A 22,134-nucleotide genomic window follows, 5' to 3' on the forward strand; every position below is an offset into this window, starting at 1 on the left:
GGGCGGACCCGCCGCCGGCTTCGGCGGGTCGTCGCGTCCGGGCGGCCGCGTCGGCGCGCGGCTGCCGGCCGGGGCGCCGGACCGGGAGGGCCGGGCGGGCGCGGCCCGTCGGATCAGGTCGGCGGAATTCGGCGCGATCTGACTGATGGACACCTCATGGGGTGAGCCTGCGCTCCTGCGCCGGCGGAGCCCGCCGCCCGGGTGCCCCATCGCGTTCCCTCCTCGTGCGACGACGACCCGCGCGTCCCCGCGGTGGAGGGGGCCCGGGTCTTCCGACACTCCGGAGAGCGGGAGGGGCGACCGGGAATAACAGAAACCTCTTGCAGAATTCCCCGGAGGTTCGACGGCCCGGTTCGATCGCCCGGTTCGGCCGGACCGCGGCCGGGCTCACCGGACCCGCCCCGGACGGTGGCCGGGGCGCGGCGCCGGAACCCGGACTTGCCCGCACCGAGCGGAATATGACGAATCGTCAGGACGATTGGAGGGTCAGGCCGCGGCCTTCGCCGGCTCGGCCCCGAAGGCCGCCACGCCCACCCCGGAGCGCACCGCCGCACCCACCCCCGGTCGCACCGCCGCCACCGCGCCGGCGCCGCACCCCCCGTGCAGCCGGGCCAGCCCGGCCGCCAGGACGACCCGGTCCCCGGCGAGCCAGAGCCGCAGGGCCGCGGAGAGCGCGGCGCTGGCCGGCCCGGCCGCGGGACCGCCGGTCCGTACGAGCCGCTCACCGAGCAGCGGCAGCAGGTCCGCGACCGGCGCGGGCAGCCACAGGGTGAGCGCGAAGGGTGCCGGCCTGGCCAGAACGCGCAGCAGCGGCAGGCCGCAGGCGTCGTCGTGCAGTGCGGGGATGACCTCCAGCAGCCCGTCCACCGCCACCTCGGAGACGTCGCCGCCGTGTCCGCGTGCGAGGTCGCGCAGCAGTGCCCGCTCGGCGGCGGTGATCCGGACGGTCAGCATGACCTCGTCGCAGTCCATGGTCCCGGCCCCTGTCGTGGAGAGTTCGTGGTGTGGTCGTTGCGTCGTGGTGTCAGTCCTGTGCCAACAGGGTTCCTGCCCCGATCCGGCCGTCCGATACCGGCGCTATCAGGCCGTAGTGGCCGTCGAAGCGGCGGTAGAGCACCCGCGCCCGGTGGTCGCCGGGGTCGGTCCAGCCGACGAACGGGCGACCGGTGAGCCAGAGCCGGCGGGCCGCCTCGGCGAGGTCGAGCGGGGGCATCGCGCTGGTGCCCGCGGCGCACAACTCCAGCGTGCCGCCCGGCGAGCAGCGGTGGACCAGGCCGTCCCGGCCGGTGGCGGCGTCCGCGAAGAGGTGGAACCGCCGGTCGAGGGCGAGCAGTTCGAGCACGGCCTGCTCGGGGCTGCGGCGGGCGGGCACGACCGCCTTGTGCCGGGCGATCCGCCGCTGGGCGAGCGGGCGGTCGGCGAACTGCGGGCGGTAGGCGCTCTCGTACGCGGCGGCGAAGCCGATGTCACCCTGCTCGCGCAGTCGGACGGCCCGGCCGGCCAGCGTGCCGAGCACCAGGTCGACGGAATCCCGTGCGGTGCCGGTGGCCAGCTGTACCCGGACCGGTCCGACGCCCGCCAGTTCGACGTCCGCCTGGGCCAGTGAGGGCCGGGTCACCGACCGGTGGCGCGAGCGGGTCAGCCGCAGTCGCAGCGCGCGGGTGTCGGGGCCGAGCGTTGTGGCGGTGGCCAGCGCCCGGGCCCGGGCGTACTCGGCGTCCTCGCGGGGCAGCTCGCCACGGATCTCGACCCGGACGTCGAGGGCCGGCCGGTGGCGCAGACGGGTCATCAGGTTCCTCCTTCTCCGCATCCATGCTGTCCCTCGTACGCCCGTGCGGCGAGGGTCCAAAGACCCTGCCTCGCAGGCAAGCCGCGGACCACCCGGACGGACGCATCCGCGCAGGTCAACACGGAGTTTCGAGCACGCACGAAAGGGTCGATCCACTCGGCCGTTGGAGTGATCCCCGCACATTCGGCGCAACGCTCGGGAAACCGGCGCGTTTGCTCAACGTGCGCCCTCCCGCCGGGGGCGCGCGCGGGGCCCGCGCTGGGCGGTCCCCCGGCTCCCGGCCGGCCCGCCGTTGCCGCCCGGCATCGCCCGCACCGGCCACTCTGGTTGAGAGGTAGTGTCATGTCCCTGCTGACCGAAACGCGGAAGCTGATCGTCCCCCCGAGAACCGTTCCCGGCCCGTCCCCGCTGGCCCGCTCCGCCGTCCCGCCGCTGGCCCCCGGCGCCCTGCCCGGCCTCGGGCACGCAGGCGCCCTGCTGCGCGACCCGCTCGGCTTCCTCGGTTCGCTCGCCCGCCACGGCGGGGTGGTCCGCATCCGGCTCGGACCACGCGCCGTCTGCGTGGTCACCGACGCCCGGCTGGTCCACACCCTGCTCGTGGCACTGGCCCACGACTGCCCGCGCGGGGCCGTCCAGGACACCCTCAAGACGGCCTTCGGCGACGGCCTGCTGATGTCCGAGGGCCAGGCCCACCGCGACCGCCGCCGGATCATCCAGCCGGCCTTCGGACCGGACCGGATGGGCGAGTACCTGGCCGTGATGCAGCAGGTCACCGAGGAGCGGGCCGAACGCTGGCGCCCCGGGCAGGTCCTCGACGTGGCCAAGGAGATGAACCACCTGGCGCTGGAGATCGTCACCCGCACGCTGTTCGACGCCCGGCTCAGCGAGGACGCCACCGTCGCGTTCCACCGGGCGCTGCCGGACCTGGTGAAGGGCCAGATCGTCCAGTCCCTCTACCCGAACCCGGCGCTCGCCCGGCTGCCGCTGCCCGTCAACCGACGCTTCGACGACGCCGTGCGGGTGCTCAACCGGGTGGTCGACCAGGCCGTCAACCGCCGCGCCGCGACCACGGGCCCCGGAGCGGGCCGGCGCACCCTGCCCGCCCTGCTGCGCGCCGCGACCGACCCGGCCACCGGGCGCCCGCTCACCGAGGCCGACGTGCGGTCCGAGGCGATCACCATGTTCGGCGCGGGCACCGAGACGGTCTCCACCACGCTCACCTGGCTGCTGGACGAGCTGCTGCGCCACCCCGAGGCGGAGGCCCGGATCCTCGCCGAGCTCGACGAGCACCTGCCCGCGGGCACCGTCCCCACCCCGGAGGCACTGGCCCGGCTCACCTACACCCGCAGCGTCGCCCAGGAGGTGGTGCGGCTGCACGCGCCGAACGCCTTCCTGATGCGCACTGCCCAGGTGCCGGTCGAGCTCGGCCCGTACCGCGTCCCGGCCGGCACCGAGCTGCTGTACAGCCTCACCGCGCTGCACCGCGACCCGGTGCGCTACCCGGAGCCGATGAGCTTCCGGCCCGAGCGCTGGCAGGACGGCGGCGGCTCCGGGCGGCCGTCCTTCCTGCCGTTCGGGGCGGGCAAGCACAAGTGCATCGGCGAGGCCTTCGCCTGGGCGGAACTGACCGTCGCGGCCGCGACGATCCTGCGCCGCTGGCGGCCGACGGCGGTGCCGGGCGCGCGGGCCCGCGAGGTGGTGTGGACGACGGTCCAGGCGCACGGCCTTCGGGTGCGGCTCGCGCCGCGCGGCGCGCGCTCCCCACGCGGGCGCACCGCGGCAGCCTCCCGAGAGGGCGATGCCGCGTCCTCACCGGGGGCCGCAGTGCCCTCCTCGCACGGTGAGCCGCCGCCGGTCCGGTGCCCCTTCAGCGGCACCGCCTCCACGACCGGCCCCACGACCACCTCCACGACCGCCCCCTCGCGTCCGGCCACCCCGACCGGTCCGGCCACCCCGGCCGGTCCGGCCTCCGCCGCGGGTCCGGCCGCTTCGGCGGGCCCCCGGCCGTCCGACGACCTGCGCCTCGCCGCCGACCGGCACGCCGACTGGGTGGTCCGCCGCGGCCTGCTCACCCCGTCGGAGCTGCCCCGCTACCGGGCCTACGGGCTGCAGAAGCTGATCGGCCACGCCTACCCCCGCGCCCGGGGCGCCGAACTCGACCTCCTGGTGGACATGCTGGGCTGGTTCACCATCCTGGACGACCGTTTCGACGGCCCGCCCGGCCGCCACCCCGCCGCAGCCCACGCCGTGGTCGACCCGCTGATCGCGGTCCTCGGCGGCACCCGCGGCGGGAGCCCGTCCGAGAGCCCGCCCGAGAGCCACATGCTGCTCTCCTGGCGGGAGTTGTGGAAGCGGCAGACCGCTTCGACGTCCCCCGAGTGGCGGGCCCGGGCGGCCCGGGAGTGGCGGGCCTGCCTGGCCACCTTCCCCGCCGAGGCCGACCACCGCGCCCGCGGCACCGTGCCCGCCCTCGGCCTCGACCTCACCGACACCATGAAGCTGCGCCGCCACGGCAGTTGCCTCTACCCGTTCATGAACATACTGGAACGGGTCCACGGCGCCGACGCTCCGGCCGCACTGCACGCGGAGCCCGCGCTGCACCGGCTGCGCGCCAATACCGCCGACGCCGCCACACTGATCAACGACCTCTACTCACTGCGGCGCGAGGAGCGGCAGGCCGGGCCCGCGTTCAACACGGTGCTCACCCTCCAGCGGGCCCACGGCTGGACCCGCGGCCGGGCGGTCCACGCGGTGCGCACCCGGGTGGCACGGCTGCAGCAGGAGAGCGAGGAGCTGCGCCGCGACCTGCTGCGCCGCCACCCGGCCGGGCGCTGGTACCTGGACGGCACCCGGGAGCTGGTCGCCGGCGTTCTGGCCTGGACCAGCACCAGCGACCGGTACCTGGTGCCGGACCACGGGCGGCGCCGGTGAGCCACCGGTTCCCGGTGCGTTACTTCCGGCCGCCGAGCGCGAACAGCAGCAGCACGAAACCGGCGAACAGGTGCGTGGCGAAGATGTAGATGCCCGCGCGGATCAGCATCGCCCTGCGGCGCCTCTTCTCGTCGCTCGTACTGTCGCTCATGGTGGTGCTTCTCCTCGGATCGGGCGGACTGGCCGGGCGCGGCTCAGCGGAGCCGGCCACCGGAGGCGCGCAGCTCGGTGAGCAGCGCGCCCTGGTCGGTGATCAGCTCGGTCAGGATCCGGCGGGCCGCGCGCAGCAGCTCGGCGACGTCCGGGGTGCTGAGCGCGTACACCACGGTGTTGCCCTCACGGGTCGCCGTGACCAGCTGGGTGCGGCGCAGCACCGCGAGCTGCTGGGAGAGGTTGGACGGCTCGACCTCGATCTCGGCCAGCAGCTCGCGCACCGGCCGGGGGCCGTCCTGGAGCAGCTCCAGGACCCGGATCCGCACGGGGTGGCCGAGGGTGCGGAAGAACTCCGCCTTGGCCTGGTACAGCGGCACCGGCATCGTCCGCGCTCTCCCTCGGTTCCGGCTCGGTGGTCGTCCGGCCGGGCGGGGATCGATGCCGCGGCCGGTAGGCATCATCGCGGCAGATGAAGATTTCTTCAAGTCGTCACAGCGCGTCGAGCGCCGGCAAGACCCCCGGCGGACCCTCGACAGACCTCCGGTCCGCGGTCGGCGGGCCGCCGCCCGGCGCTCCCCCGACCGCCCGCGGACCGCACCGCGACATGCAGAAGCCGAGCCCGGGACGCTGCCAACTCCCGGGCTCGGCAGTCACGGTGACGCGCCGTCAGCAGACTACAGGCACATCCACCGTGGCCGGCACCTGGCCGCTCCAGAACCCCTCGACGTCAAAGGACACGTGCACGGTGGACCCGCACGGCACGGTGGTCGAGATGCCGTCGACCCGCACCGTGGACACCTGGAACACCGTGCGGCCGTTCACCGTGCCGAGCGAGGCACCGCCGGCCACGTTGGCCGACAGGTGGGTCACCAGCTCCTTCGGCGCCGGCGGCCACGGAGTGCCCGGGGACGGCGGACCGGCCAGGCCGATCTTCCCGTAGATCGCGACGCCGTCACCGGTCACGTCGGCGCAGGCGTACGTGGCCAGGCCCGCCTGGAGGCTGTAGGAGCCGCAGGTGGTGACGGTGGTGGTGGCGACGGCCGGGGCCGCGGCGAACGCGGGGACGGGGGCCGAGAGCAGGGCGGCGGCACCGACGGCGCCGGCGGCGATCCGGGCGATCCGGTTCATGGGTTCCTCCTTGGAGGGGACGGGCGGACTGGGACAGGTGGCGTGGCACATATGACATTTCATAGGCCCACGACAGGAACTTTGCCATGCGATTCCTATGCGGTGACGCCGATTTACCCTTGGATGCCAGGCCTCGTCCGAAAGCAGACCTTCGATGGCGCAATCACCCTCGAACGGCCGAACTTCCGTACCCTCCCAGGCAACGCCCACGTTGAGCCCGGATGAACCGCATCCGAACCGCCACCGGGACAGCCGCCGCGGCCGTCCTCGTCCTCCTCGCGCTGCTGGCCGCCGCCTCGCCGCCGGCCACGCTCATGGGCACCGAGATCCGCCGCCTGCCCACCGCGGAACGCGTCCTCGCCCTCACCTTCAACGCCGCCTGGAACGAGACCGGGCTGGACACCGTCCTCGCCGTCCTGCGCGACCGCGACGCCCCCGCCACCTTCTTCCCGACCGGCGACTTCGCCGACCGCCATCCCCGCGCCGTCCGCGCGATCGCCGCCGCCGGGCACGGCCTCGGCAACCACTCCTACAGCCACCCCGACTTCTCCACCCTCGACGCCGACCGGGCCCGCGCCGAGGTGCGCCGCGCCGACACCGCGATCCGCCAAGCCGCCGGGACCGAACCGCTGCCGTTCTTCCGCTTCCCGTACAGCGCGACCACGCCGGAGGGCATCGCCATCGTCAACCGGCTCGGCTACGCCGACCTCGAATTCACCGCCGACACCAACGGCTACCTGGGCCCCGCCCACGGCATGACGGCGGACCGCGCGGTCGAGCGCGCGCTCGCCGCGCTCACCCCGGGCGCCGTCCTCCAACTGCATGTCGGCGCCTCGGAGGAGGACGGACCCGACACCTGCCTCGACGCCGAGGCACTGCCCCGCATCCTCGACGGCGCCCGCGCCCGCGGCTACCGCGTCATCGACCTGCGCACCCTGCTCGACCGGTGACCGGCCGGGGCCTTCCGTGCCCCGGCGCCACCCGCCCGGACGGGAGCCCGGGGTGCGGACCACCGCCGCCCCTGCCCACCGACGCCACCCCGCCCCGCGGCGCCGTGCCGGACGGCGCCGACCGGCCCCGTCGGCTCACCCCAGCGAGCCGCGCAGGGCGTCGACTCGGGCCACGGCCTCGGCGAAGGCGTGCCGGTCCAGGCGGCCGTCGTCCAGGGCGGCGGCCAGCGCCTCGGCGGCCTCCTCGCCCTGCCGGGGGTCCCGGGCGGAGCAGAGCAGCAGGTCCATCCCGGCCTCGGCGGCGGCCAGCGCCCGGTCGCCGGTGCCGCCGTACGGGGCGAGCGCCTCCGCCTCCACGGCATCGGTGACGGTCACGCCGTCGAAGCCGAGCCGGCCGCGCAGCTCGCCCTGGATGATCGTGGACGAGAACCCGGCCGGGTGGTCCGGGTCCAGCGCCGGGTAGACCGCCCACGAGGCCATCACCAGCCGCACGCCCGCCGCGACGGCCGCCCGGTACGGGGCCTCGCCCCGGGAGCGGAGCTGCGACAGCGGGACGTTCAGGGTGACGGGGCGCTCGTCGGTGTTCTCCCCCCGGGGCGCGGCGCCGAGGCCGGGGAAGTGCTTGGCCGTCGCGGCCACGCCGAGGCCCTGCTGGGCGGTGAGGAAGGCGCTGCCCAACTCCGCCACCTTGGCCGGGTCCTGGCCGTAGGAGCGCTCGGGGTGGTCGATGAAGTTGTCCGGCTTGTCGTAGACGTCGAGCACCGGGGCGAGGTTGAGGTTCAGCCCGGCGTCGGCCAGGGTCCGGGCGGCGCCGGCCCCGGATTCCGCGGCCGCGGCGAGCGGGTCCGGCGCCAACCCGGTGCGGCGGGCGGAGAGTTCGGGCGCACCGGGCAGCCGGCGGACCTTGCCGCCCTCCTGGTCGGTCATCAGCAGCAGGGTGCGCGGGTGCGGCGCCTCGGCCGCGGCCTGTTTCAGTTCCGCGACCGACTCCGCGAGCTGCTCCGGACTCGTGACGTTCTCACCGAACAGGATCACCCCGGCGGCCCGGCCCTCCCGGATCGCCTGGAGCACCCCGGCCGGCGGCGTCGGGCCGGGGTACGACAGCACGATCCGCCGCCCGGCGAGCGCCCGCGCGTCCTCCTGCTCCTGGCCGGCCATCGCCGCACCCCTCTCGTTCAGAGCACCCGGAGCACCCGCAACGCCCGGAGCACTGTGCGGCCGGGCGGGCGCGCCGAGCGGCACCGGACCGAGCGCGATCCCCATCACGGCCAGCACCACCCCGAACTGGGCGACACTTCGGAACAGGGCCATCACGCCTCCCGGGCCGACATTTGACTTCGGCATGTCAACGTACCCAGGGGTGCGGCGGGGCACTCCCCCCTGCACGAGATTCATCCGATAAATCCGGCTAAATATCCTCACCATCCTCACACCGACGACGGACGCCGGACCAGCCGCCCCAGAACGGCGATCCCCTCGGCGATCTCCGCCGTCGAACCCGCCGCGTACCCGAGCACCAGGCCCGGCGGGTACGGAAGCCGGGCGTGCCAGGACAGCGGCTGCACCTTGACCCCCTCGGCCAGAGCGGCGGCGGCCAGCTCGGTGTCGGTGCGGCCGGGTGCCTCCGGCAGCGTCAGCATCAGATGGAGGCCCGCCGCCGCGCCGTGCACGGTGGCTCCCGGCAGATGGGTGCGGATGGCGGCGATCATCGCGTCCCGGCGGCGGCGGTGGCGGCGGCGCAGGAGCCGCAGATGGCGGTCGAGGTCGCCGGACTCCATCAGCCGGGCGAGCACCAGCTGGGGCAGCACCGGGTTGCCGAGGTCGGCGAAACGCTTGGCGTCCAGGACGGCGTCCCGCAGCCGGGCCGGGACCAGCAGCCAACCGGTGCGCAGCGCCGGGGCGAGCAGCTTGGAGATGCTGCCCGCGTAACAGACCCGGTCCGGCAGGGCCGCGCGCAGGGCCGGAACGGGCGGCCGGTCGTAGCGGTGCTCGGCGTCGTAGTCGTCCTCGATGACCAGGCCGCCCTCCCCCGCCCAGCGCAGCAGTTCGCGCCGCCGGTCACCGCCCAGCACGACGCCGGTCGGGTACTGGTGGGCGGGGGTGAGCAGGACGGCCGGGGCGCCGGTGGCGCGCAGCGCGTCGACCCGGATGCCCTCGGCGTCGACCGGGACCGGCGGGGTGGCGGCGAGCCAGTGGGCGAGGTGCTGCCGGGCGCCGAGGGAGCCCGGGTCCTCGACCGCGACCTCACCGATGCCGGCCCGGCCCAGGGCTCGGCCGAGCAGCGCGAGCGCCTGGGCTGTACCGGCGACGATCAGCACCTCGTCCGGGTCGGCGCGGATGCCCCGGTTGCGGGCCAGCCAGTGGGCGACGGCCCGGCGCAGGGCCGGGGTGCCGCGCAGGTCGCCGTAGCCGAGGTCGGCGGCGGCGAGGTCGTCGAGGACGGCGCGTTCGGCGCGCAGCCAGGCGGCGCGGGGGAAGGCCGCGAGGTCGGGCACGCCGGGGGCGAGGTCGATCCGGGCGGGGGTGCCGCGCAGCAGGTCGAAGACCTCGGGGTCGGGATCGGCCCGGAACAGCGCGGGTGCCGGGCGGGGTGGCTCCGCCGCGGGCGGCGCCCGGTGCGGTGCCGCGGGGGCCGCGACCACGACCGTGCCGCCCCGCCCGCGGCCGACGACCTGCCCCTCCTCGGCGAGGCGCCGGTAGGCGTCGGTCACCACACCGCGGGAGACGCCGAGTTCGGCCGCCAGCACCCGGCCGGCGGGCAGCCTGCTGCCGACCGGGAGCCGCCCGTCGGCGACGGCCTCGCGCAGCCGGCGGGTCAGCCAGTCGGTGAGCCCGCCGGGCGGGGCATCGGCCGTGTCGAGCTGCAGGAAGTCGGCGCCGGCCTCTTTGGACCGGTCGGATGCCTCGGCTTTGGACCTGTTCACCGGACCATAGTGACGGCGAGGGTGGAGCCATGACCACGGAATCACCCATGCTCACGGAAACGCCCACGACCACGGGGACAGCGGCATCGGAGCGCCCTGACCACCGCCCCGGCGACCACCCCGACTACGTCCACGGCTACTCGCGGACCGAGGCGCGGCGCCTCGGCGACCAGGCCGACACCCTCGCCGACCTGCTGCACGCGGGCACCGCCTACCCGGCCGGCAGCCGGGTGCTGGAGGCGGGCTGCGGGGTGGGCGCGCAGACCGTGCACCTGCTGGCCGCCAACCCGGGGATCCGGCTGACGGCGGCAGACCTCTCCGAGGAGTCGCTGGCCCGGGCCCGCGCCCGGGTCGCCGAGCAGGCACCCGCCGCGGACGTCACCTGGCACCACGGCGACCTGCACCGGCTGCCGTTCCCGGACGCCTCGTTCGACCACGTCTTCCTGTGCTTCGTGCTGGAGCACCTGCCCGACCCGACGGCCGGGCTGGCGGCGCTGCGCCGGGTGCTGCGGCCGGGCGGGACGATCACGGTGATCGAGGGGGACCACGGCTCGGCCTTCTTCCACCCGGAGAGCCCGGCGGCCCGGCGCACCGTCGACCACCTGGTCCGGCTGCAGGCCCGGGCGGGCGGCGACGGCCTGCTCGGCCGCCGCCTCCACCCGCTGCTGACCGCGGCCGGCTTCACCCGGGTGTCGGTCCGCCCGCGCACGGTCTACGCCGACGAGGCCGACCCGGCTCTGGTGGAGGGGTTCACCCGGCGGACCTTCGTCGCGATGGTCGAGTCCGTCCGCGCGGACGCGGTGGCCGCCGGGCTGACCACCCCGGAGGACTTCGACCGGGGCATCGCGGAGCTGCGCCGCGCGGCCGGGCCGGGCGGGACGTTCCACTACGCCTTCTTCAAGGCGGTGGCGGTCAACCCGTAGTCGCCACGCAGGACGGGCCGGGCCGGGCTCGGGCCGGAGCGGAGCCCGCGGGCGGGGTCGTGGACGGGGGTCTCGACCGCACCCGCGGAAGCCACCGTCCCAGCGCCCCGACAACCTGACGACCTCACGACCTGACGACCCATCGCCCGACCGATCCACCGGATACGGAGGCGGGCCGGGACGGCACGGGCACCGGCCGGGCTACTCCGGGCTGTCCCCGAAGTCCGCCAGCAGGGTGCGCATCACCTCGACGAGCGCCGTCCGCTGCGCCTCGTCGAGGCCTGCCAGCATCCGGTGCTCGGTGGCGAGGTGATCGGGCAGCGCGCGGTCGATCAGGGCGTGCCCCTCGGGGGTGAGGGCGACCTCGCGGCTGCGACCGTCCTGGTCGCTGCGGGTGCGGGTGACCAGGCCGCGGGCCTCCAGCCGGTCCAGCCGCTGGGTGATGGCACCGGAGGTGACCATCGCGGACTGCATCAGTCCGGAGGGGGTGAGGCGGTAGGGCGGGCCGCTGCGCTTGAGGGTGGCGAGCACGTCGAAGGAGGCGGCGTCCAGTCCGTGCTCGGCGAAGGTGCGGTTGAGTGCCGCGTCCACCAGCCGGTAGAGGCGTTTGAGCCGGCCGAACACCTCCATCGGGGAGACGTCCAGGTCGGGGCGCTCGGCACCCCATTGCGCGACGACGCGGTCCACATGATCTGCCACGGGTTCAGGGTAGGCGATCCCCATCGGATTCCTTAGCGGTGAGGTAACTGTGAGCCACATCACTCACCCGATGCGGTGAAGAATGCCTTAGCGCTGAGATACATTGCCTTAGTGCTAAGAAATCGCCTCGCCCTCGTCCTGCTGACGGCCCTCGCCCCGGCGGTCTGGGGCACGACCTACCTGGTCACCACCGAACTCCTGCCGCCCGGCCGCCCACTGCTCGCCGCCGTCATCCGCTGCCTGCCCGCGGGGCTGCTCCTCGTCGCCCTCACCCGCCGTCTGCCGCAGCGCAGTTGGTGGTGGCGTTCGCTGGTCCTCGGCGCCCTCAACATCGGGGTGTTCCAGGCCCTGCTCTTCATCGCCGCCTACCGTCTGCCGGGCGGCATCGCGGCCACCGTCGGCGCCGTCCAGCCACTGGTCACCGCCGGGCTCTCGGCCCTGGTCCTCGGCGACCGGCTCACCCTGCGCACCGTGCTGTCCGGCATCGCGGGCGTCGCGGGCGTCAGCCTGCTGGTGCTGCGGGCCAACGCCCAGCTGGACGCGATCGGGGTGCTCGCCGCGCTCGGCGGCGCCGTGGTGATGGCCGCCGGCATCGTCCTCTCCAAGCGCTGGGTCTCCCCCGCGCCGATGCTCGCCACCACCGGCTGGCAGCTCACGGCCGGCGGACTGCTGCTGGTGCCGGTCACGCTGCTCTCCGAGGGCGCGCCGCCGTCCCACTACACCCTCGCCAACGTGCTCGGCTACACCTACCTGTGCCTGATCGGCGCGGCCGTCACCTATGCGCTCTGGTTCCGGGGGCTGCGCGCGCTGCCGCCGACCTCGGTCTCCTTCCTCTCGCTGCTCAGCCCGGTGGTCGCCACCCTGCTCGGCTGGCTGGCGCTCGGCCAGGACCTCAGCCCGCTCCAGGCGTTCGGCGCGCTGGTCGTGCTCGGCTCACTGATCGCCACCCAGACCCGACGGACCCGCACCGCGCCCGAGCCGGCGCCCGGAACCGGGCCGGCGGACACCCCGCGGCCCGTCCGCGAGAACGCCTGACCCCGTCCCACCGACACCGTTCCCGCACCCACCGATCCCACCGTTCCCCACCACCACCGATCCCCACCACCTCCAGGGAGTACCCCATGCGCATCACCGTGTTCGGCGCCACCGGCAACGTCGGCAGCCGGGTCGTGGCCGAGGCCCTGGCCCGCGGCCACCGGGTCACCGCCGTCGTACGGGACCCGGCGAAGCCGCACGGCCTGCCGTCCGCCGCGGCCCTGGTCGTCGGCGACGCCCGCGACCCCGAGGACGTCGCCCGGATCGCGGCAGGACAGGACGTGGTGATCACCGCCACCCGTCCACGGCCCGGCAGCGAGCACGAACTGGCCGTCGCCACCAAGGGCCTGCTGGCCGGGATCGCCGGCACCGGCGTACGGCTGCTGGCCGTCGGCGGCGCGGGCAGCCTGCTCGTACCGGGCGGCGGCGGGACCACCCTGGTCGACAGCCCCGGTTTCCCCGACGAGATCCGGCCGATCGCCCGAGCCTGCGACGAGCAGCTCGGCCTCTACCGTGCCGCCGGCCCGGACGTCGACTGGACCTACCTGAGCCCGGCCGCGCTCCTGGAACCCGGTGTGCGCACCGGCCGGTTCCGGACCGGCCACGACGACCTGCTGGTCGACGCCGAGGGCAACTCGGCGATCTCCATGGAGGACCTCGCCGTCGCACTCCTCGACGAGGCCGAACAGCCCGTCCACCGCCGGGCCCGGTTCACCGCCGCCTACTGAGCCCTCGACGGCCTGGAGCCCCCGCCACGGCGGGGGTGCACCCAGCACCACCCCGAAGACGGTAGTGGGGATGATCGATCATCAGGCCGGGGCCGGACAGGATCGTTCCCGTGACCGAGCCTGAGACCAAGTCCATGACCAAGAGCAAGACCGCAGCCCAGCGCACCGAAGCCGCCCCGCCCCGCGCCCGGCACGCCCGTCGCGCCGCCCTGGCCGCGGCGGCCGCGGTCCTGGCCGGCCTGGCCGTGCCCGCCACCGCGGGCGCCGCCACCGGCCGCGACCCGGGCGACGCCGCCCCGGCGCCCGCCCGCTACACCCACCAGACCCTGAACTGGCAGCCCTGCGCCCGGCAGCCCGCCCTGGACTGCGCCACCATGGCCGCCCCGCGCGACTGGCACCACCCCGGTGTCGGCGCCGATCTGACCATCGCCGTCTCCCGGCACCGCGCCACCGGCCCGGCCGAGCGCAAGGGCACCCTGCTGATGGCGGCCGGCGGCCCCGGCGGCACCGGCCTGCTGCGCCCGGCCAATCTGGCCGCCGGCGCCCCGGCGGTCGCCGCCGCGTACGACATCGTCGGCTTCGACCAGCGCGGGGTCGGCGAGAGCACCAAGGCGGTCTGCCAGACCGAGGCGGAGATGCAGGAGTTCCTGGCCGGCGACTACCGCGACCAGTCCCCGGCCGCGATCGACCGAGTCATCGCCAACTCCAGGAAACTGGCCGCCAGTTGCCAGGAGCGCAGCGGCGACCTGATCCCCTACCTGACCACCGAGCAGACCGCCCGCGACATCGACCTCTTCCGCGGCCTGCTCGGCGAGCGCAAGATCGGCTACTACGGTCCTTCCTACGCCTCGATGATCGGCGCCTACTACGCGACGCTCTTCCCGCACCGGGTCGAACGGATGGTGCTGGACAGCAACATCGGCTTCGACGGCACCTGGGAGAAGTACGAGCTGGGCCAGCCGATGAGCTTCCAGCGCCGCTTCGACGAGGACTTCGTGCCCTGGCTCGCGGCGCGGGACACCACCTACCACTGGGGCTCGACGCCGGAGCAGGTGCGGGCGCACTGGGAGCAGCGGCGCGCCGCGCTGCACGATTCCCCCATCGTCGAGGGCTCGGTGACGATCGGCCCGAACCAGTTGGACAGCCTCGCCATGTCGGCGATCTACCGGGCGTCCGACTTCCCGGAGCTGGCCCGGATCCTGGCCGCCGTCGACAACTGGCAGGGCCTCGACCCGGCGACCAGGGCGGCGGCCGCGAAGGTCTTCGGCAGCTACCTCTCCCCGGAGTTCCTCGCCGAGTACTTCGCCGTGACCTGCAACGACACCCCGTGGACCAGGGACCTGGACACCTGGACCGAGCGCGGCGCCGAGAACACCGCCCGCTGGCCGCTGGCCGGCGCCCGGACGCTCGCCTTCAGCGCGGTCTGCGCCGCGTGGCCGGTCGCCCCGGCGCCGGAGGTCAAGGTGACGGGCGCCCACCTGCCGACCACGCTGATGCTCAACTCGGTGCACGATCCGGCGACGTACTACGAGGCGGCGCTCGGCGCGCATCGCGCGCTGCGCGGCTCCAGGCTGGTCACCGTCACCGGGAGCGGCGACCACGGCCAGTACCCCACGTCCAACACCTGCGTCAGCGGGGTGGTCGAGCGGTACCTGCTGGACGGCGAGGCGCCCGCTCGCGACCTCACCTGCCCCTCGCCGCAGGCCGGTTGACCAACCGGGTGCTCAACTCCCGGGCCGGGAACGCAGCCTGGCCCGGAGCCAGGAGAGCCCGACCGCCAGCCCGGCGAAGCCCCCGACGGCGAGCTTGATCCCGGCCTTGGCGACGATCCAGCCGATCCACGGCACGGACCAGCCCAGCCAGTGGAACACGGCCAGCAGCACCGCCGCACCGCACACCGCCGCGAGCACGGTGACCGCGACGGCCGCGGGCCGCGAGAGCTCCCGCGGGCCGTCGGCCCGCTCCCCCGCGGTCGCGTCGTCCGCCTCGCCGGTCGGGCTCTTCACCATCTCGTTCGTGTCCCCCACAGTCATGGGGTGATCATACGCGTCAGCGGCAGGCGTGGTGGGTGTCGCCGAGGTGCTCGCCGGTCTCGCCGTCGGGGAAGCTGACGGCCAGGGTGACGCGGTACTCGTGGACGTCCTCCCGGTGGCCCGGCACCCGCGCCCAGGCCAGCGAGTGCACCTCGGCCTCGGGGGCCTGCCGGCACCAGGCGGCGGCCTCCTCCAGGACGGTGGCGGCCGACCGCCCGGTGCACACCACGGCGGTGTAGGCGGCGACCGCGACGTCCCCACCGGTGCGACGGGCGCGCGACACCGCCCGGACGGCCGCGGCGGCCTGGGTCAGGTCACGGGCCAGGTCGTCCACCACCCGAGGGGGCGCCGGCAGGACGACCGCTCCCTCGGCGAGGGTCTCCGGCAGGTTCGCGCTCACGGTCTGGACCTCCATCCGCATCATCACGCGGCACAGCATGCCGGGCGGTGATTCCTGGCATGCCCACTTTCACCAGAACGTCACCCGTCCAGGGCCGAGTCGGGGCGGCGCCCTGGCGCCCCGGCGCCCGCCCTGGTAGGGGGCGCCGGGCCGGGCGCCCGACGTTCCGGCAGGTCAGGAGGGCGGGCGGTGGGCGCCGCCGGGGAGCCCGAAACACCGCGCACGCACCACCCCTGTGCTCCGAACCGCCGTTCCGGCGCCCGGGAGCGCCCGTCCCACCGCAGTGGCCCCTCGGTCAACTTTCCGCACCGAAAGGCGAGTTGGCACCGGATGACGGAAGGGGAGGCGGCCGGCGACGGGGCCCGGAACGGCGCGGCACCCGGCCGCACCCCCGCTGAAGTGCCGAGTTAACCCCTCGGAGGGCCCCGATCCGCCTCCCGGTCACCCTGTCCCTGTCAGATCGTCGTGATACTAATCGTCCCGGCGGCGGGCCCGGCCCTCGGCCGGACGGGCACCATGACGACAGCTCAACCGTTCCGGGAAGGTCCGGGCGGCGACGGGGAGGGGTAGCGGATGACGGTGCGGATCGGCAAGGCCGAGGGCGGACGGAAGCTCCGGATCGGCAAGCGGCTCACGGGCACGGCGGCGGCCTTCGTCGCGCTGGCCGCGCTGACCGGTTCTCAGGTGACGGGCATCGGGCTCGCCCCGGTAGCGGTCGCCGACGCCGGTCCGGCGAACGGCGCCGACGGCCAGGGCGTCGGCCGTTCCCTTCCCGACGGCAGCCCTTCGACGGACGCCCCCGGCACCTTCGGCACCGGTGTCCCGGCCGACGGCGGCGGCACCGTCCAGCTCCCGCAGCCGCCCGGCGCGCTGCCCGGCGCGCCCTCGGCCGGCCCGTTCGCGGCCACCGGCCCCGCACTGCCCGCCACCGTCCTCGCCGCCTACCGCCAGGCCGAGGCCTCGCTGGCGCAGCGTTCGCCGGGCTGCCACCTGCCCTGGCAACTGCTTGCCGCGATCGGCCAGGTCGAGTCCGGCCAGGCCAACGGCGGCCGGGTGGACGCCGCCGGCACGACCCTGACACCGATCCTCGGCCCCGCGCTGGACGGCAACGGCTTCGCCGCGATATCCGACACCGACGGCGGCCGCTACGACGGCGACTCCCGCTGGGACCGCGCCGTCGGGCCGATGCAGTTCATCCCGTCCACCTGGGCCTCCTGGGGCGTGGACGCCAACGGCGACGGCAAGGCCGACCCGAACAACGTCTTCGACGCCGCCGAGACGGCCGGCCGCTACCTGTGCGCGGGCGGCCGCGACCTCGCCGACCCGGCGCAGCTCGACCGGGCGGTGCTCAGCTACAACAACTCGGGCGAGTACCTGCGGACGGTGCGCAACTGGATGGCGCACTACGGCAGCGGCACGGTGACCACCGTCCCGAACCGCCCCGGGTCCCCGGTCCCGCCCACCTCGCCGCCCACGCCGAACCCACCGGGGCTCCCGAGCCTCCCCGGGGGCGGTGGCCCGGCCACGACCGCGCCCAGTACGGACCCGCAGCCGACCGCGCCGGTCACGCCCGCCCCGGAGCCGTCGCCGAGCGCCCAGCCGACGACGACCCCGAGCGCCACCGCCACGCCCACGCCCGGCGGTTCGGCCTCGCCCTCCGCGACGCCGACGACCACCCCGAGCGGCGGCACCTCCCCGACGGCGACCCCGACCGGCACGCCCACGGGCCCCCCCACCGGTACACCCAGCACCTGCCCGGACCCGTCGGCCACGCCCACCGGCACGCCCACCCCGACGGGCTCCCCGTCGCCGACCGCCACGCCCACCGGCACCCCGACGGCAACGCCCCTCCCGGGCTGCCCCACCCCCGGCCCGACCGCGACCCAGACCCCGGGGGCGGCCGCCGGCGCCACGCCCGGCCCCGCGTTCTCGCCGTCGGCGGCCCCGACGAAGTGACCCGTGGGGCGCGGCTCCTTCCCGGGAACCGCGCCCCATGGCTCGTCACGGGCGGCCCACGGCTCGTCACGAACGGCCCCGCCCCGGCTTGTCACGACCTCCCGGCCTCGACCCCGCCCGCGGAGTCGAGCACCGAGTAGCGCCGACCGACCGTCGGCGGCGCCCCCGGCGCGGGGGTGGATCTCCACCGGGCCAGAGAGCGCGGTCTTCCCGCCGCGGAACGCGTCCGTGCCGACGCTGCGGCCCGTCGCTCCGCGTCCGGGCCGACCCGCTACCGCGTCCCGGCCGCGCGGTGCTCGCGCCAGCGGCCGAGCATCCCGTGCAGCTCGTCGATCATGAACTCGAAGAAGGCGGCGCTCTCCGCCAGCCGCTCCCCCGCCACGGTGCCGGCGCCGACGGTGGCCTCGCCGTCGCGCAGCACCCGGATCCAGCGCAGCATGATCTCGTCGCGCCGGGTCAGCGACTCGAACCAGACGTCGTTGAGTACCCGGTAGCGGTCCCGCCGGGAGCCGGGCTCGCGCTCCTTGGCGACCAGGCCGACCTGGATCAGGTAGCGCATCGCGCCGGACACGGCCGCCGGGCTGATCCGCAGCCGTTCGGAGAGTTCGGCGGAGGTGAGCACCCCGCTCTCCTCCGCCATCAGGCAGGAGAAGATCCGGGACGGCATCCGGCCCATGCCCGCGACCACCAGCTCCGCGGCGAAGCGCTCGACGAAGTCCGACAGCGCCTTGTCCTCGCGTTCCTCCTCGGGCTCCCCCGGCCCCTTCGTTCCCTGCACCACCCTGAGCCCCTTTCCGGTGATCACTCGTCCCTGTCGAACTTTAACGCTTCCTAATATTCACGTTTTTCTGAAACCACGATAGCTTCACAATCATGACCAAGGCCATCACCCTGTCCGGCCTCCGCAAGACCTTCGGCCGGACCACCGCGCTGGACGGCCTCGACCTCACCGTCGAGACCGGCGAGGTCCACGCCTTCCTCGGGCCCAACGGATCCGGGAAGTCCACGACCATCCGCGTCCTGCTCGGCCTGCTGCGCGCCGACGGCGGCAGCGCCCGCATGCTCGGCAAGGACCCGTGGCACGACGCCGTCGAGCTGCACCGCCGCCTCGCCTACGTTCCCGGTGACGTCGAGCTCTGGCCGAACCTCACCGGCGGCGAGGCCATCGACCTGCTCTCCCGGCTGCGCGGCCGGCTCGACCGCCGCCGCCGCGACGAGCTGATCGAGCGCTTCGCCCTCGACCCGACCAAGAAGGGCCGCAGCTACTCCAAGGGCAACCGGCAGAAGGTCGCCATCGTCGCCGCGCTCGCCTCCGATGCCGAGCTGCTGCTGCTCGACGAGCCGACCTCCGGCCTCGACCCGCTGATGGAGGTGGTCTTCCAGGACGTCGTGCGCCGGGCCAAGGAGGACGGCCGTACCGTCCTGCTCTCCAGCCACATCCTGGACGAGGTGGAGAAGCTGGGCGACCGGGTCAGCATCGTCCGGCACGGCCGGGTCGTGCAGAGCGGCACCCTCGACGAACTGCGCCACCTCACCCGCACCACCGTCGAGGCCCGGACCCTGCGCCCGGTCCCCGGACTGGAGACGCTGACCGGCGTGCACGGCCTGCACACCGAGGGCGACCGGGTCCGGTTCGCCGTGGACGGCCCCCAACTCGACGCCGCCGTACGGCTCCTGAGCGCGGCCGGACTGCGCGGCCTGCTCAGCCACCCGCCCACGCTGGAGGAGCTCATGCTGCGCCACTACGGCGACGAGCCGGCCGCCGACGGGCGCCGCGCCGACGGCGAGGCCCTGCGATGACCGCCACCGCCGCCGAACCGGCCACCGACCGCGCCGCCGCCCCTCGCCGCACGGCGACCCGCACCACCCTGGCCGGCACCACCGCGCTGCTCCGCTTCGCCCTGCGCCGCGACCGGCTGCGGCTGTCCGCCTGGGTGCTCGGCCTCTGGCTGGTCACCCTGTCCACCGCCAACAGCGTCCACACCCTCTACCCGACCGCCGCCGACCGCGCCTCCATCGCCCACGGCTCGGACAACCCGGCGATGCTCGCGATGAGCGGACCGGCCCACTACCTGGCCGACTACACCTGGGGCGCCATGCTCGGCCACCGGATGCTCGGCCTGCTGGCCGTCCTGGCCGGGCTGCTGAGCGTCCTCACCGTCACCCGGCACACCCGGGCCGAGGAGGAGAGCGGCCGCGCCGAACTGCTCCGCTCGGCCGCCGTCGGCCGGCACGCCCCGCTCGCCGCCGCCCTGGCCACCGCCGCCGTCGCCGACCTCGCGCTCGGCCTGCTGCTCGCGGCCGGCCTGCCCGCGCTGGGCGTCCCCGGCCTCACCGCCGCCGGATCGGCGCTGTACGGCGCCGCGACCGCCCTCGCCGGGCTGCTGTTCGCTGCGGTGGCCGCCGTCACCGTCCAGCTCGGCGCGCACGCCCGGACCGCGTCCGGGCTCGCCCTCGCCGTGCTCGGCGGCGCGTACGCGCTGCGCGCCGCCGGGGACGCCGGCTCGGGCGCGCTCTCCTGGGCCTCCCCGATCGGCTGGCTGCAGCGCAGCTACCCCTTCGTGGACGACCGCTGGTGGCCACTGCTGCCCGCGCTGGCCCTGGCCGCCGCGACCGCCGCCGCCGGGTTCGCGCTCAGCAGCCGCCGCGACCACGGCGCCGGCCTGCGCGCCGCCCGTCCCGGCCCGGCCACCGGCGGCCCGGCCCTGGGCACCCCGTTCGGCCTGGCGCTGCGCCTGCACCGCGGTCTGCTCGGCGGCTTCGCGGCCGCCCTGCTGCTGGTCGGCGCGATGTACGGCTCGCTGCTCGGCGACGCCGACTCGATGCTGGGGGACGTCGACCGGATCCGGGAGGTGCTGGAGCGGCTCGGCGGGCACACCCTCGCCGACTCCTACGCCGCGCTGACCATGCTGGTGGTCGCCGTGCTCGGCGGCGTCAACGCGGTGCTGGCCACGCTGCGCCCGCGCTCCGAGGAGAACGCCGGACGGGCGGTGCCAGTGCTGGCCACCGGCGTGTCACGGTCGGCCTGGCTGGGCGGGCACCTGGCGGCGGCCCTGCTGGGCTCCACCGCCGTCCTGCTGGCGGCGGGCGTGGGCTTCGGCCTGGCCGGGGCGCTGTCCAGCGGCGACGGGGGCGCGTTCCTGCGGCTGACCGGCGCGGCACTGGCCTTCGCACCCGCCCAGTGGGTGACGGTGGGTTTCGCCGCCGCGGTATACGGCTGGCTGCCCCGGGCCGCGCCGCTGGCCTGGCTGGTGCCCGGGTACGCCTTCGTGATCGGCTACCTGGGCCCGCTGCTCGACCTCCCCTCGGGCCTGGAGCTGCTCTCCCCGTACGGCCGGGTGCCCCGGCTCCCGGCGGCCGCGATGGACTGGACGCCGCTCGCCGTGCTCACCCTGGTCGCGGCCGCCCTGATCGCCCTGGCCCTGGCCGGATTCCGGCGCCGCGACGTCGACTGACGCAGGGGCGCCGGGGCTCCGGCCCGACAGGGCGTCAGGGCGTCAGGGCGTCAGGGCGTCAGGACGCCGGGGAGCCGGAACCCGCCACGGGCTGTCAGAGGTGCTTGACCAGCTCCGGCATCAGGTCCTGGAAGGTCCGCCCACTGGCCGGCTGGCCGATCGCGGCCATCTGCCAGCCGGTCTCCGTGCGCTGCACCTTGGCCATGATCTGCGCGGTGTACGGGCCGCCGCCGGTGAGCGTGTAGCGCGCCAGCTCGACGCCGGTGGTCTCGTCCACGAGCCGGCAGAACGCCGCCTCGACCTCCTGGAAGGTCTGTCCGGTGAAGGAGTTGACGGTGAAGACGATCTGGTCGACCTCGGCGGAGACGGTGGTCAGGTTGACCGTGATCGACTCGTCGTCGGTCGCGTCGCCCGCGCCGCCGACCAGGTTGTCCCCGCTGTGCCGGACCGAACCGTCGTTGCTGTTGAGGTGTTGGAAGAACACCACGTCCACCGGTCGCCCCTGGGCGAACAGCACCGCCGAGGCGTCCAGGTCGATCTCCCGGCCGGCGGCGAGCAGCTTGGCGAGGAAGCCCTTGCGCTCCGCCGCCTTCCAGCCGAGGCCCATCCGGACCAGGCTCAGCTGCCCACCCCCCGGCTTCTCCAGGCTGATCTTCTGCCCCTTGGCCAGCGAAACGCTCATCGCGTCCTCCTCCGTTCTGCCACCGTCCGTGCCGCGAATCTACAGCACTGTAGAGAATTTATGATCATCGACGGTGCCCTGCGAGCACCTGTACCCCGTACTCCCCCAGACCTCACCCCGACAACGGTCCGCACACTGAGGGAACCGGCGGTCCGACGTCTGGCGTAGCCGTGGACCGCGACCGGACGGCCGGGGCGGCACACGGTCTAGGGTCGGCCCCGGGACAGCGCCCGGCAGCACCGACGCGCCGTCCGCGCGCCGATCGCGGCGCCCACGCCCCACCGTGCCCACGACGGAGAAGTACCCACGACTCGCAGTGCTCACGACCGTTCCCGGGCCGTGCCGAAG

Annotated in this window: 21 protein-coding genes; 9 read left to right on the forward strand and 12 right to left on the reverse strand. The window is 75.2% G+C overall.

Annotated features, from left to right (window positions below; genetic code table 11):
• Positions 1 to 486: 486 nt before the first annotated feature.
• Positions 487 to 972: a hypothetical protein gene (locus tag ACWGJO_RS26400; RefSeq protein ID WP_452187419.1), complete on the reverse strand. Its 486-nt coding sequence runs from the start codon at positions 970 to 972 to the stop codon at positions 487 to 489.
• Between the two features lie 52 nt (positions 973 to 1,024).
• Positions 1,025 to 1,789, reverse strand: a complete 765-nt coding sequence (locus ACWGJO_RS26405) for a sigma 54 modulation/S30EA ribosomal C-terminal domain-containing protein (RefSeq protein ID WP_452187421.1) — start codon at positions 1,787 to 1,789, stop codon at positions 1,025 to 1,027.
• Positions 1,790 to 2,131: 342 nt separating this feature from the next.
• On the opposite strand from ACWGJO_RS26405, the gene ACWGJO_RS26410 reads away from it, so the two are divergent.
• A complete protein-coding gene (locus ACWGJO_RS26410) occupies positions 2,132 to 4,720 on the forward strand; it encodes a cytochrome P450 (protein WP_452187423.1) in 2,589 nt (862 codons plus the stop codon).
• A 19-nt stretch (positions 4,721 to 4,739) separates the two neighbouring features.
• On the opposite strand, the gene ACWGJO_RS26415 is transcribed toward ACWGJO_RS26410, so the two are convergent.
• The 3 genes from ACWGJO_RS26415 to ACWGJO_RS26425 form a co-directional block, all read right to left on the reverse strand.
• Positions 4,740 to 4,871: a DUF6126 family protein gene (locus ACWGJO_RS26415; protein ID WP_387694704.1), complete on the reverse strand. Its 132-nt coding sequence runs from the start codon at positions 4,869 to 4,871 to the stop codon at positions 4,740 to 4,742.
• Between the two features lie 43 nt (positions 4,872 to 4,914).
• Positions 4,915 to 5,256: an ArsR/SmtB family transcription factor gene (locus ACWGJO_RS26420; protein WP_359902632.1), complete on the reverse strand. Its 342-nt coding sequence runs from the start codon at positions 5,254 to 5,256 to the stop codon at positions 4,915 to 4,917.
• A 283-nt stretch (positions 5,257 to 5,539) separates the two neighbouring features.
• Positions 5,540 to 6,001, reverse strand: a complete 462-nt coding sequence (locus ACWGJO_RS26425; RefSeq protein WP_380548816.1) for a hypothetical protein — start codon at positions 5,999 to 6,001, stop codon at positions 5,540 to 5,542.
• Between the two features lie 221 nt (positions 6,002 to 6,222).
• On the opposite strand from ACWGJO_RS26425, the gene ACWGJO_RS26430 reads away from it, so the two are divergent.
• On the forward strand, positions 6,223 to 6,951 hold the full coding sequence (locus ACWGJO_RS26430; RefSeq protein ID WP_452187425.1) for a polysaccharide deacetylase family protein: 729 nt from the start codon (positions 6,223 to 6,225) through the stop codon (positions 6,949 to 6,951).
• Positions 6,952 to 7,086: 135 nt separating this feature from the next.
• Here ACWGJO_RS26430 and ACWGJO_RS26435 read toward each other — a convergent pair whose 3' ends face one another.
• A complete protein-coding gene (locus ACWGJO_RS26435) occupies positions 7,087 to 8,262 on the reverse strand; it encodes a glycoside hydrolase family 3 N-terminal domain-containing protein (protein WP_452187427.1) in 1,176 nt (391 codons plus the stop codon).
• A 116-nt stretch (positions 8,263 to 8,378) separates the two neighbouring features.
• On the reverse strand, positions 8,379 to 9,875 hold the full coding sequence (gene pdxR, locus ACWGJO_RS26440) for a MocR-like pyridoxine biosynthesis transcription factor PdxR (RefSeq protein WP_452187429.1): 1,497 nt from the start codon (positions 9,873 to 9,875) through the stop codon (positions 8,379 to 8,381).
• Positions 9,876 to 9,922: 47 nt separating this feature from the next.
• Here pdxR and ACWGJO_RS26445 point away from each other — a divergent pair, with 47 nt between their 5' ends.
• Entirely contained in the window at positions 9,923 to 10,798 is an 876-nt protein-coding gene (locus tag ACWGJO_RS26445; protein WP_452187431.1) for a methyltransferase domain-containing protein, read from the forward strand.
• Between the two features lie 201 nt (positions 10,799 to 10,999).
• Here the strand turns inward: ACWGJO_RS26445 and ACWGJO_RS26450 are convergent, their stop codons facing one another.
• Complete coding sequence (locus ACWGJO_RS26450; protein WP_452187432.1) at positions 11,000 to 11,497, reverse strand: MarR family winged helix-turn-helix transcriptional regulator; 498 nt, start codon at positions 11,495 to 11,497, stop codon at positions 11,000 to 11,002.
• A gap of 111 nt (positions 11,498 to 11,608) precedes the next feature.
• On the opposite strand from ACWGJO_RS26450, the gene ACWGJO_RS26455 reads away from it, so the two are divergent.
• The 3 genes from ACWGJO_RS26455 (at position 11,609) to ACWGJO_RS26465 (ending at position 14,972) form a co-directional block, all read left to right on the forward strand.
• A complete protein-coding gene (locus ACWGJO_RS26455) occupies positions 11,609 to 12,532 on the forward strand; it encodes an EamA family transporter (protein WP_452187434.1) in 924 nt (307 codons plus the stop codon).
• Positions 12,533 to 12,618: 86 nt separating this feature from the next.
• Positions 12,619 to 13,260 carry an NAD(P)-dependent oxidoreductase gene (locus tag ACWGJO_RS26460; RefSeq protein WP_452187436.1) on the forward strand — a complete coding sequence of 214 codons (642 nt, stop codon included), beginning with the start codon at positions 12,619 to 12,621 and terminating at the stop codon, positions 13,258 to 13,260.
• Positions 13,261 to 13,370: 110 nt separating this feature from the next.
• Positions 13,371 to 14,972, forward strand: coding sequence for an alpha/beta hydrolase (locus ACWGJO_RS26465; RefSeq protein ID WP_452187438.1), 1,602 nt, complete (start codon positions 13,371 to 13,373; stop codon positions 14,970 to 14,972).
• Positions 14,973 to 14,984: 12 nt separating this feature from the next.
• Here ACWGJO_RS26465 and ACWGJO_RS26470 read toward each other — a convergent pair whose 3' ends face one another.
• Together ACWGJO_RS26470 and ACWGJO_RS26475 are read right to left on the reverse strand one after the other, a co-directional pair.
• A complete protein-coding gene (locus tag ACWGJO_RS26470) occupies positions 14,985 to 15,293 on the reverse strand; it encodes a hypothetical protein (RefSeq protein ID WP_380548841.1) in 309 nt (102 codons plus the stop codon).
• A 16-nt stretch (positions 15,294 to 15,309) separates the two neighbouring features.
• Entirely contained in the window at positions 15,310 to 15,693 is a 384-nt protein-coding gene (locus ACWGJO_RS26475; RefSeq protein WP_359902661.1) for a hypothetical protein, read from the reverse strand.
• 573 nt (positions 15,694 to 16,266) lie between these two features.
• Here ACWGJO_RS26475 and ACWGJO_RS26480 point away from each other — a divergent pair.
• Positions 16,267 to 17,649: a lytic transglycosylase domain-containing protein gene (locus tag ACWGJO_RS26480; RefSeq protein WP_452187440.1), complete on the forward strand. Its 1,383-nt coding sequence runs from the start codon at positions 16,267 to 16,269 to the stop codon at positions 17,647 to 17,649.
• A 271-nt stretch (positions 17,650 to 17,920) separates the two neighbouring features.
• Here the strand turns inward: ACWGJO_RS26480 and ACWGJO_RS26485 are convergent, their stop codons facing one another.
• The gene (locus tag ACWGJO_RS26485) at positions 17,921 to 18,430 is read right to left on the reverse strand and encodes a GbsR/MarR family transcriptional regulator (RefSeq protein WP_359902667.1); all 510 of its coding nucleotides are present in this window, start codon (positions 18,428 to 18,430) and stop codon (positions 17,921 to 17,923) included.
• 92 nt (positions 18,431 to 18,522) lie between these two features.
• Between ACWGJO_RS26485 and ACWGJO_RS26490 the strand changes: the two genes are divergently transcribed.
• Both ACWGJO_RS26490 and ACWGJO_RS26495 read left to right on the forward strand, forming a co-directional pair.
• The gene (locus tag ACWGJO_RS26490; protein WP_452187443.1) at positions 18,523 to 19,449 is read left to right on the forward strand and encodes an ABC transporter ATP-binding protein; all 927 of its coding nucleotides are present in this window, start codon (positions 18,523 to 18,525) and stop codon (positions 19,447 to 19,449) included.
• Positions 19,446 to 21,104 (forward strand): ABC transporter permease, encoded by a 1,659-nt coding sequence (locus ACWGJO_RS26495; RefSeq protein WP_452187445.1) that lies wholly within the window; start codon positions 19,446 to 19,448, stop codon positions 21,102 to 21,104. The genes ACWGJO_RS26490 and ACWGJO_RS26495 overlap by 4 nt, the downstream gene beginning before the upstream one ends.
• Before the next feature lie 94 nt (positions 21,105 to 21,198).
• Here the strand turns inward: ACWGJO_RS26495 and ACWGJO_RS26500 are convergent, their stop codons facing one another.
• On the reverse strand, positions 21,199 to 21,786 hold the full coding sequence (locus ACWGJO_RS26500; RefSeq protein ID WP_359902675.1) for a TerD family protein: 588 nt from the start codon (positions 21,784 to 21,786) through the stop codon (positions 21,199 to 21,201).
• Positions 21,787 to 22,134 lie beyond the last annotated feature (348 nt).

The organism is Kitasatospora sp. NPDC054795, assembly GCF_053611565.1.

What these genes read in the sequence shown, in the direction of transcription:
- ACWGJO_RS26400 (WP_452187419.1), bottom strand. Translation starts at nt 972, where the DNA reads ATGGACTGCGACGAGGTCATGCTGACCGTCCGGATCACCGCCGCCGAG.
- ACWGJO_RS26405 (WP_452187421.1), bottom strand. Translation starts at nt 1,789, where the DNA reads ATGACCCGTCTGCGCCACCGGCCGGCCCTCGACGTCCGGGTCGAGATC.
- ACWGJO_RS26410 (WP_452187423.1), top strand. Translation starts at nt 2,132, where the DNA reads ATGTCCCTGCTGACCGAAACGCGGAAGCTGATCGTCCCCCCGAGAACC.
- ACWGJO_RS26415 (WP_387694704.1), bottom strand. Translation starts at nt 4,871, where the DNA reads ATGAGCGACAGTACGAGCGACGAGAAGAGGCGCCGCAGGGCGATGCTG.
- ACWGJO_RS26420 (WP_359902632.1), bottom strand. Translation starts at nt 5,256, where the DNA reads ATGCCGGTGCCGCTGTACCAGGCCAAGGCGGAGTTCTTCCGCACCCTC.
- ACWGJO_RS26425 (WP_380548816.1), bottom strand. Translation starts at nt 6,001, where the DNA reads ATGAACCGGATCGCCCGGATCGCCGCCGGCGCCGTCGGTGCCGCCGCC.
- ACWGJO_RS26430 (WP_452187425.1), top strand. Translation starts at nt 6,223, where the DNA reads ATGAACCGCATCCGAACCGCCACCGGGACAGCCGCCGCGGCCGTCCTC.
- ACWGJO_RS26435 (WP_452187427.1), bottom strand. Translation starts at nt 8,262, where the DNA reads ATGGCCCTGTTCCGAAGTGTCGCCCAGTTCGGGGTGGTGCTGGCCGTG.
- ACWGJO_RS26445 (WP_452187431.1), top strand. Translation starts at nt 9,923, where the DNA reads ATGCTCACGGAAACGCCCACGACCACGGGGACAGCGGCATCGGAGCGC.
- ACWGJO_RS26460 (WP_452187436.1), top strand. Translation starts at nt 12,619, where the DNA reads ATGCGCATCACCGTGTTCGGCGCCACCGGCAACGTCGGCAGCCGGGTC.
- ACWGJO_RS26470 (WP_380548841.1), bottom strand. Translation starts at nt 15,293, where the DNA reads ATGACTGTGGGGGACACGAACGAGATGGTGAAGAGCCCGACCGGCGAG.
- ACWGJO_RS26480 (WP_452187440.1), top strand. Translation starts at nt 16,267, where the DNA reads ATGACGGTGCGGATCGGCAAGGCCGAGGGCGGACGGAAGCTCCGGATC.
- ACWGJO_RS26490 (WP_452187443.1), top strand. Translation starts at nt 18,523, where the DNA reads ATGACCAAGGCCATCACCCTGTCCGGCCTCCGCAAGACCTTCGGCCGG.
- ACWGJO_RS26495 (WP_452187445.1), top strand. Translation starts at nt 19,446, where the DNA reads ATGACCGCCACCGCCGCCGAACCGGCCACCGACCGCGCCGCCGCCCCT.
- ACWGJO_RS26500 (WP_359902675.1), bottom strand. Translation starts at nt 21,786, where the DNA reads ATGAGCGTTTCGCTGGCCAAGGGGCAGAAGATCAGCCTGGAGAAGCCG.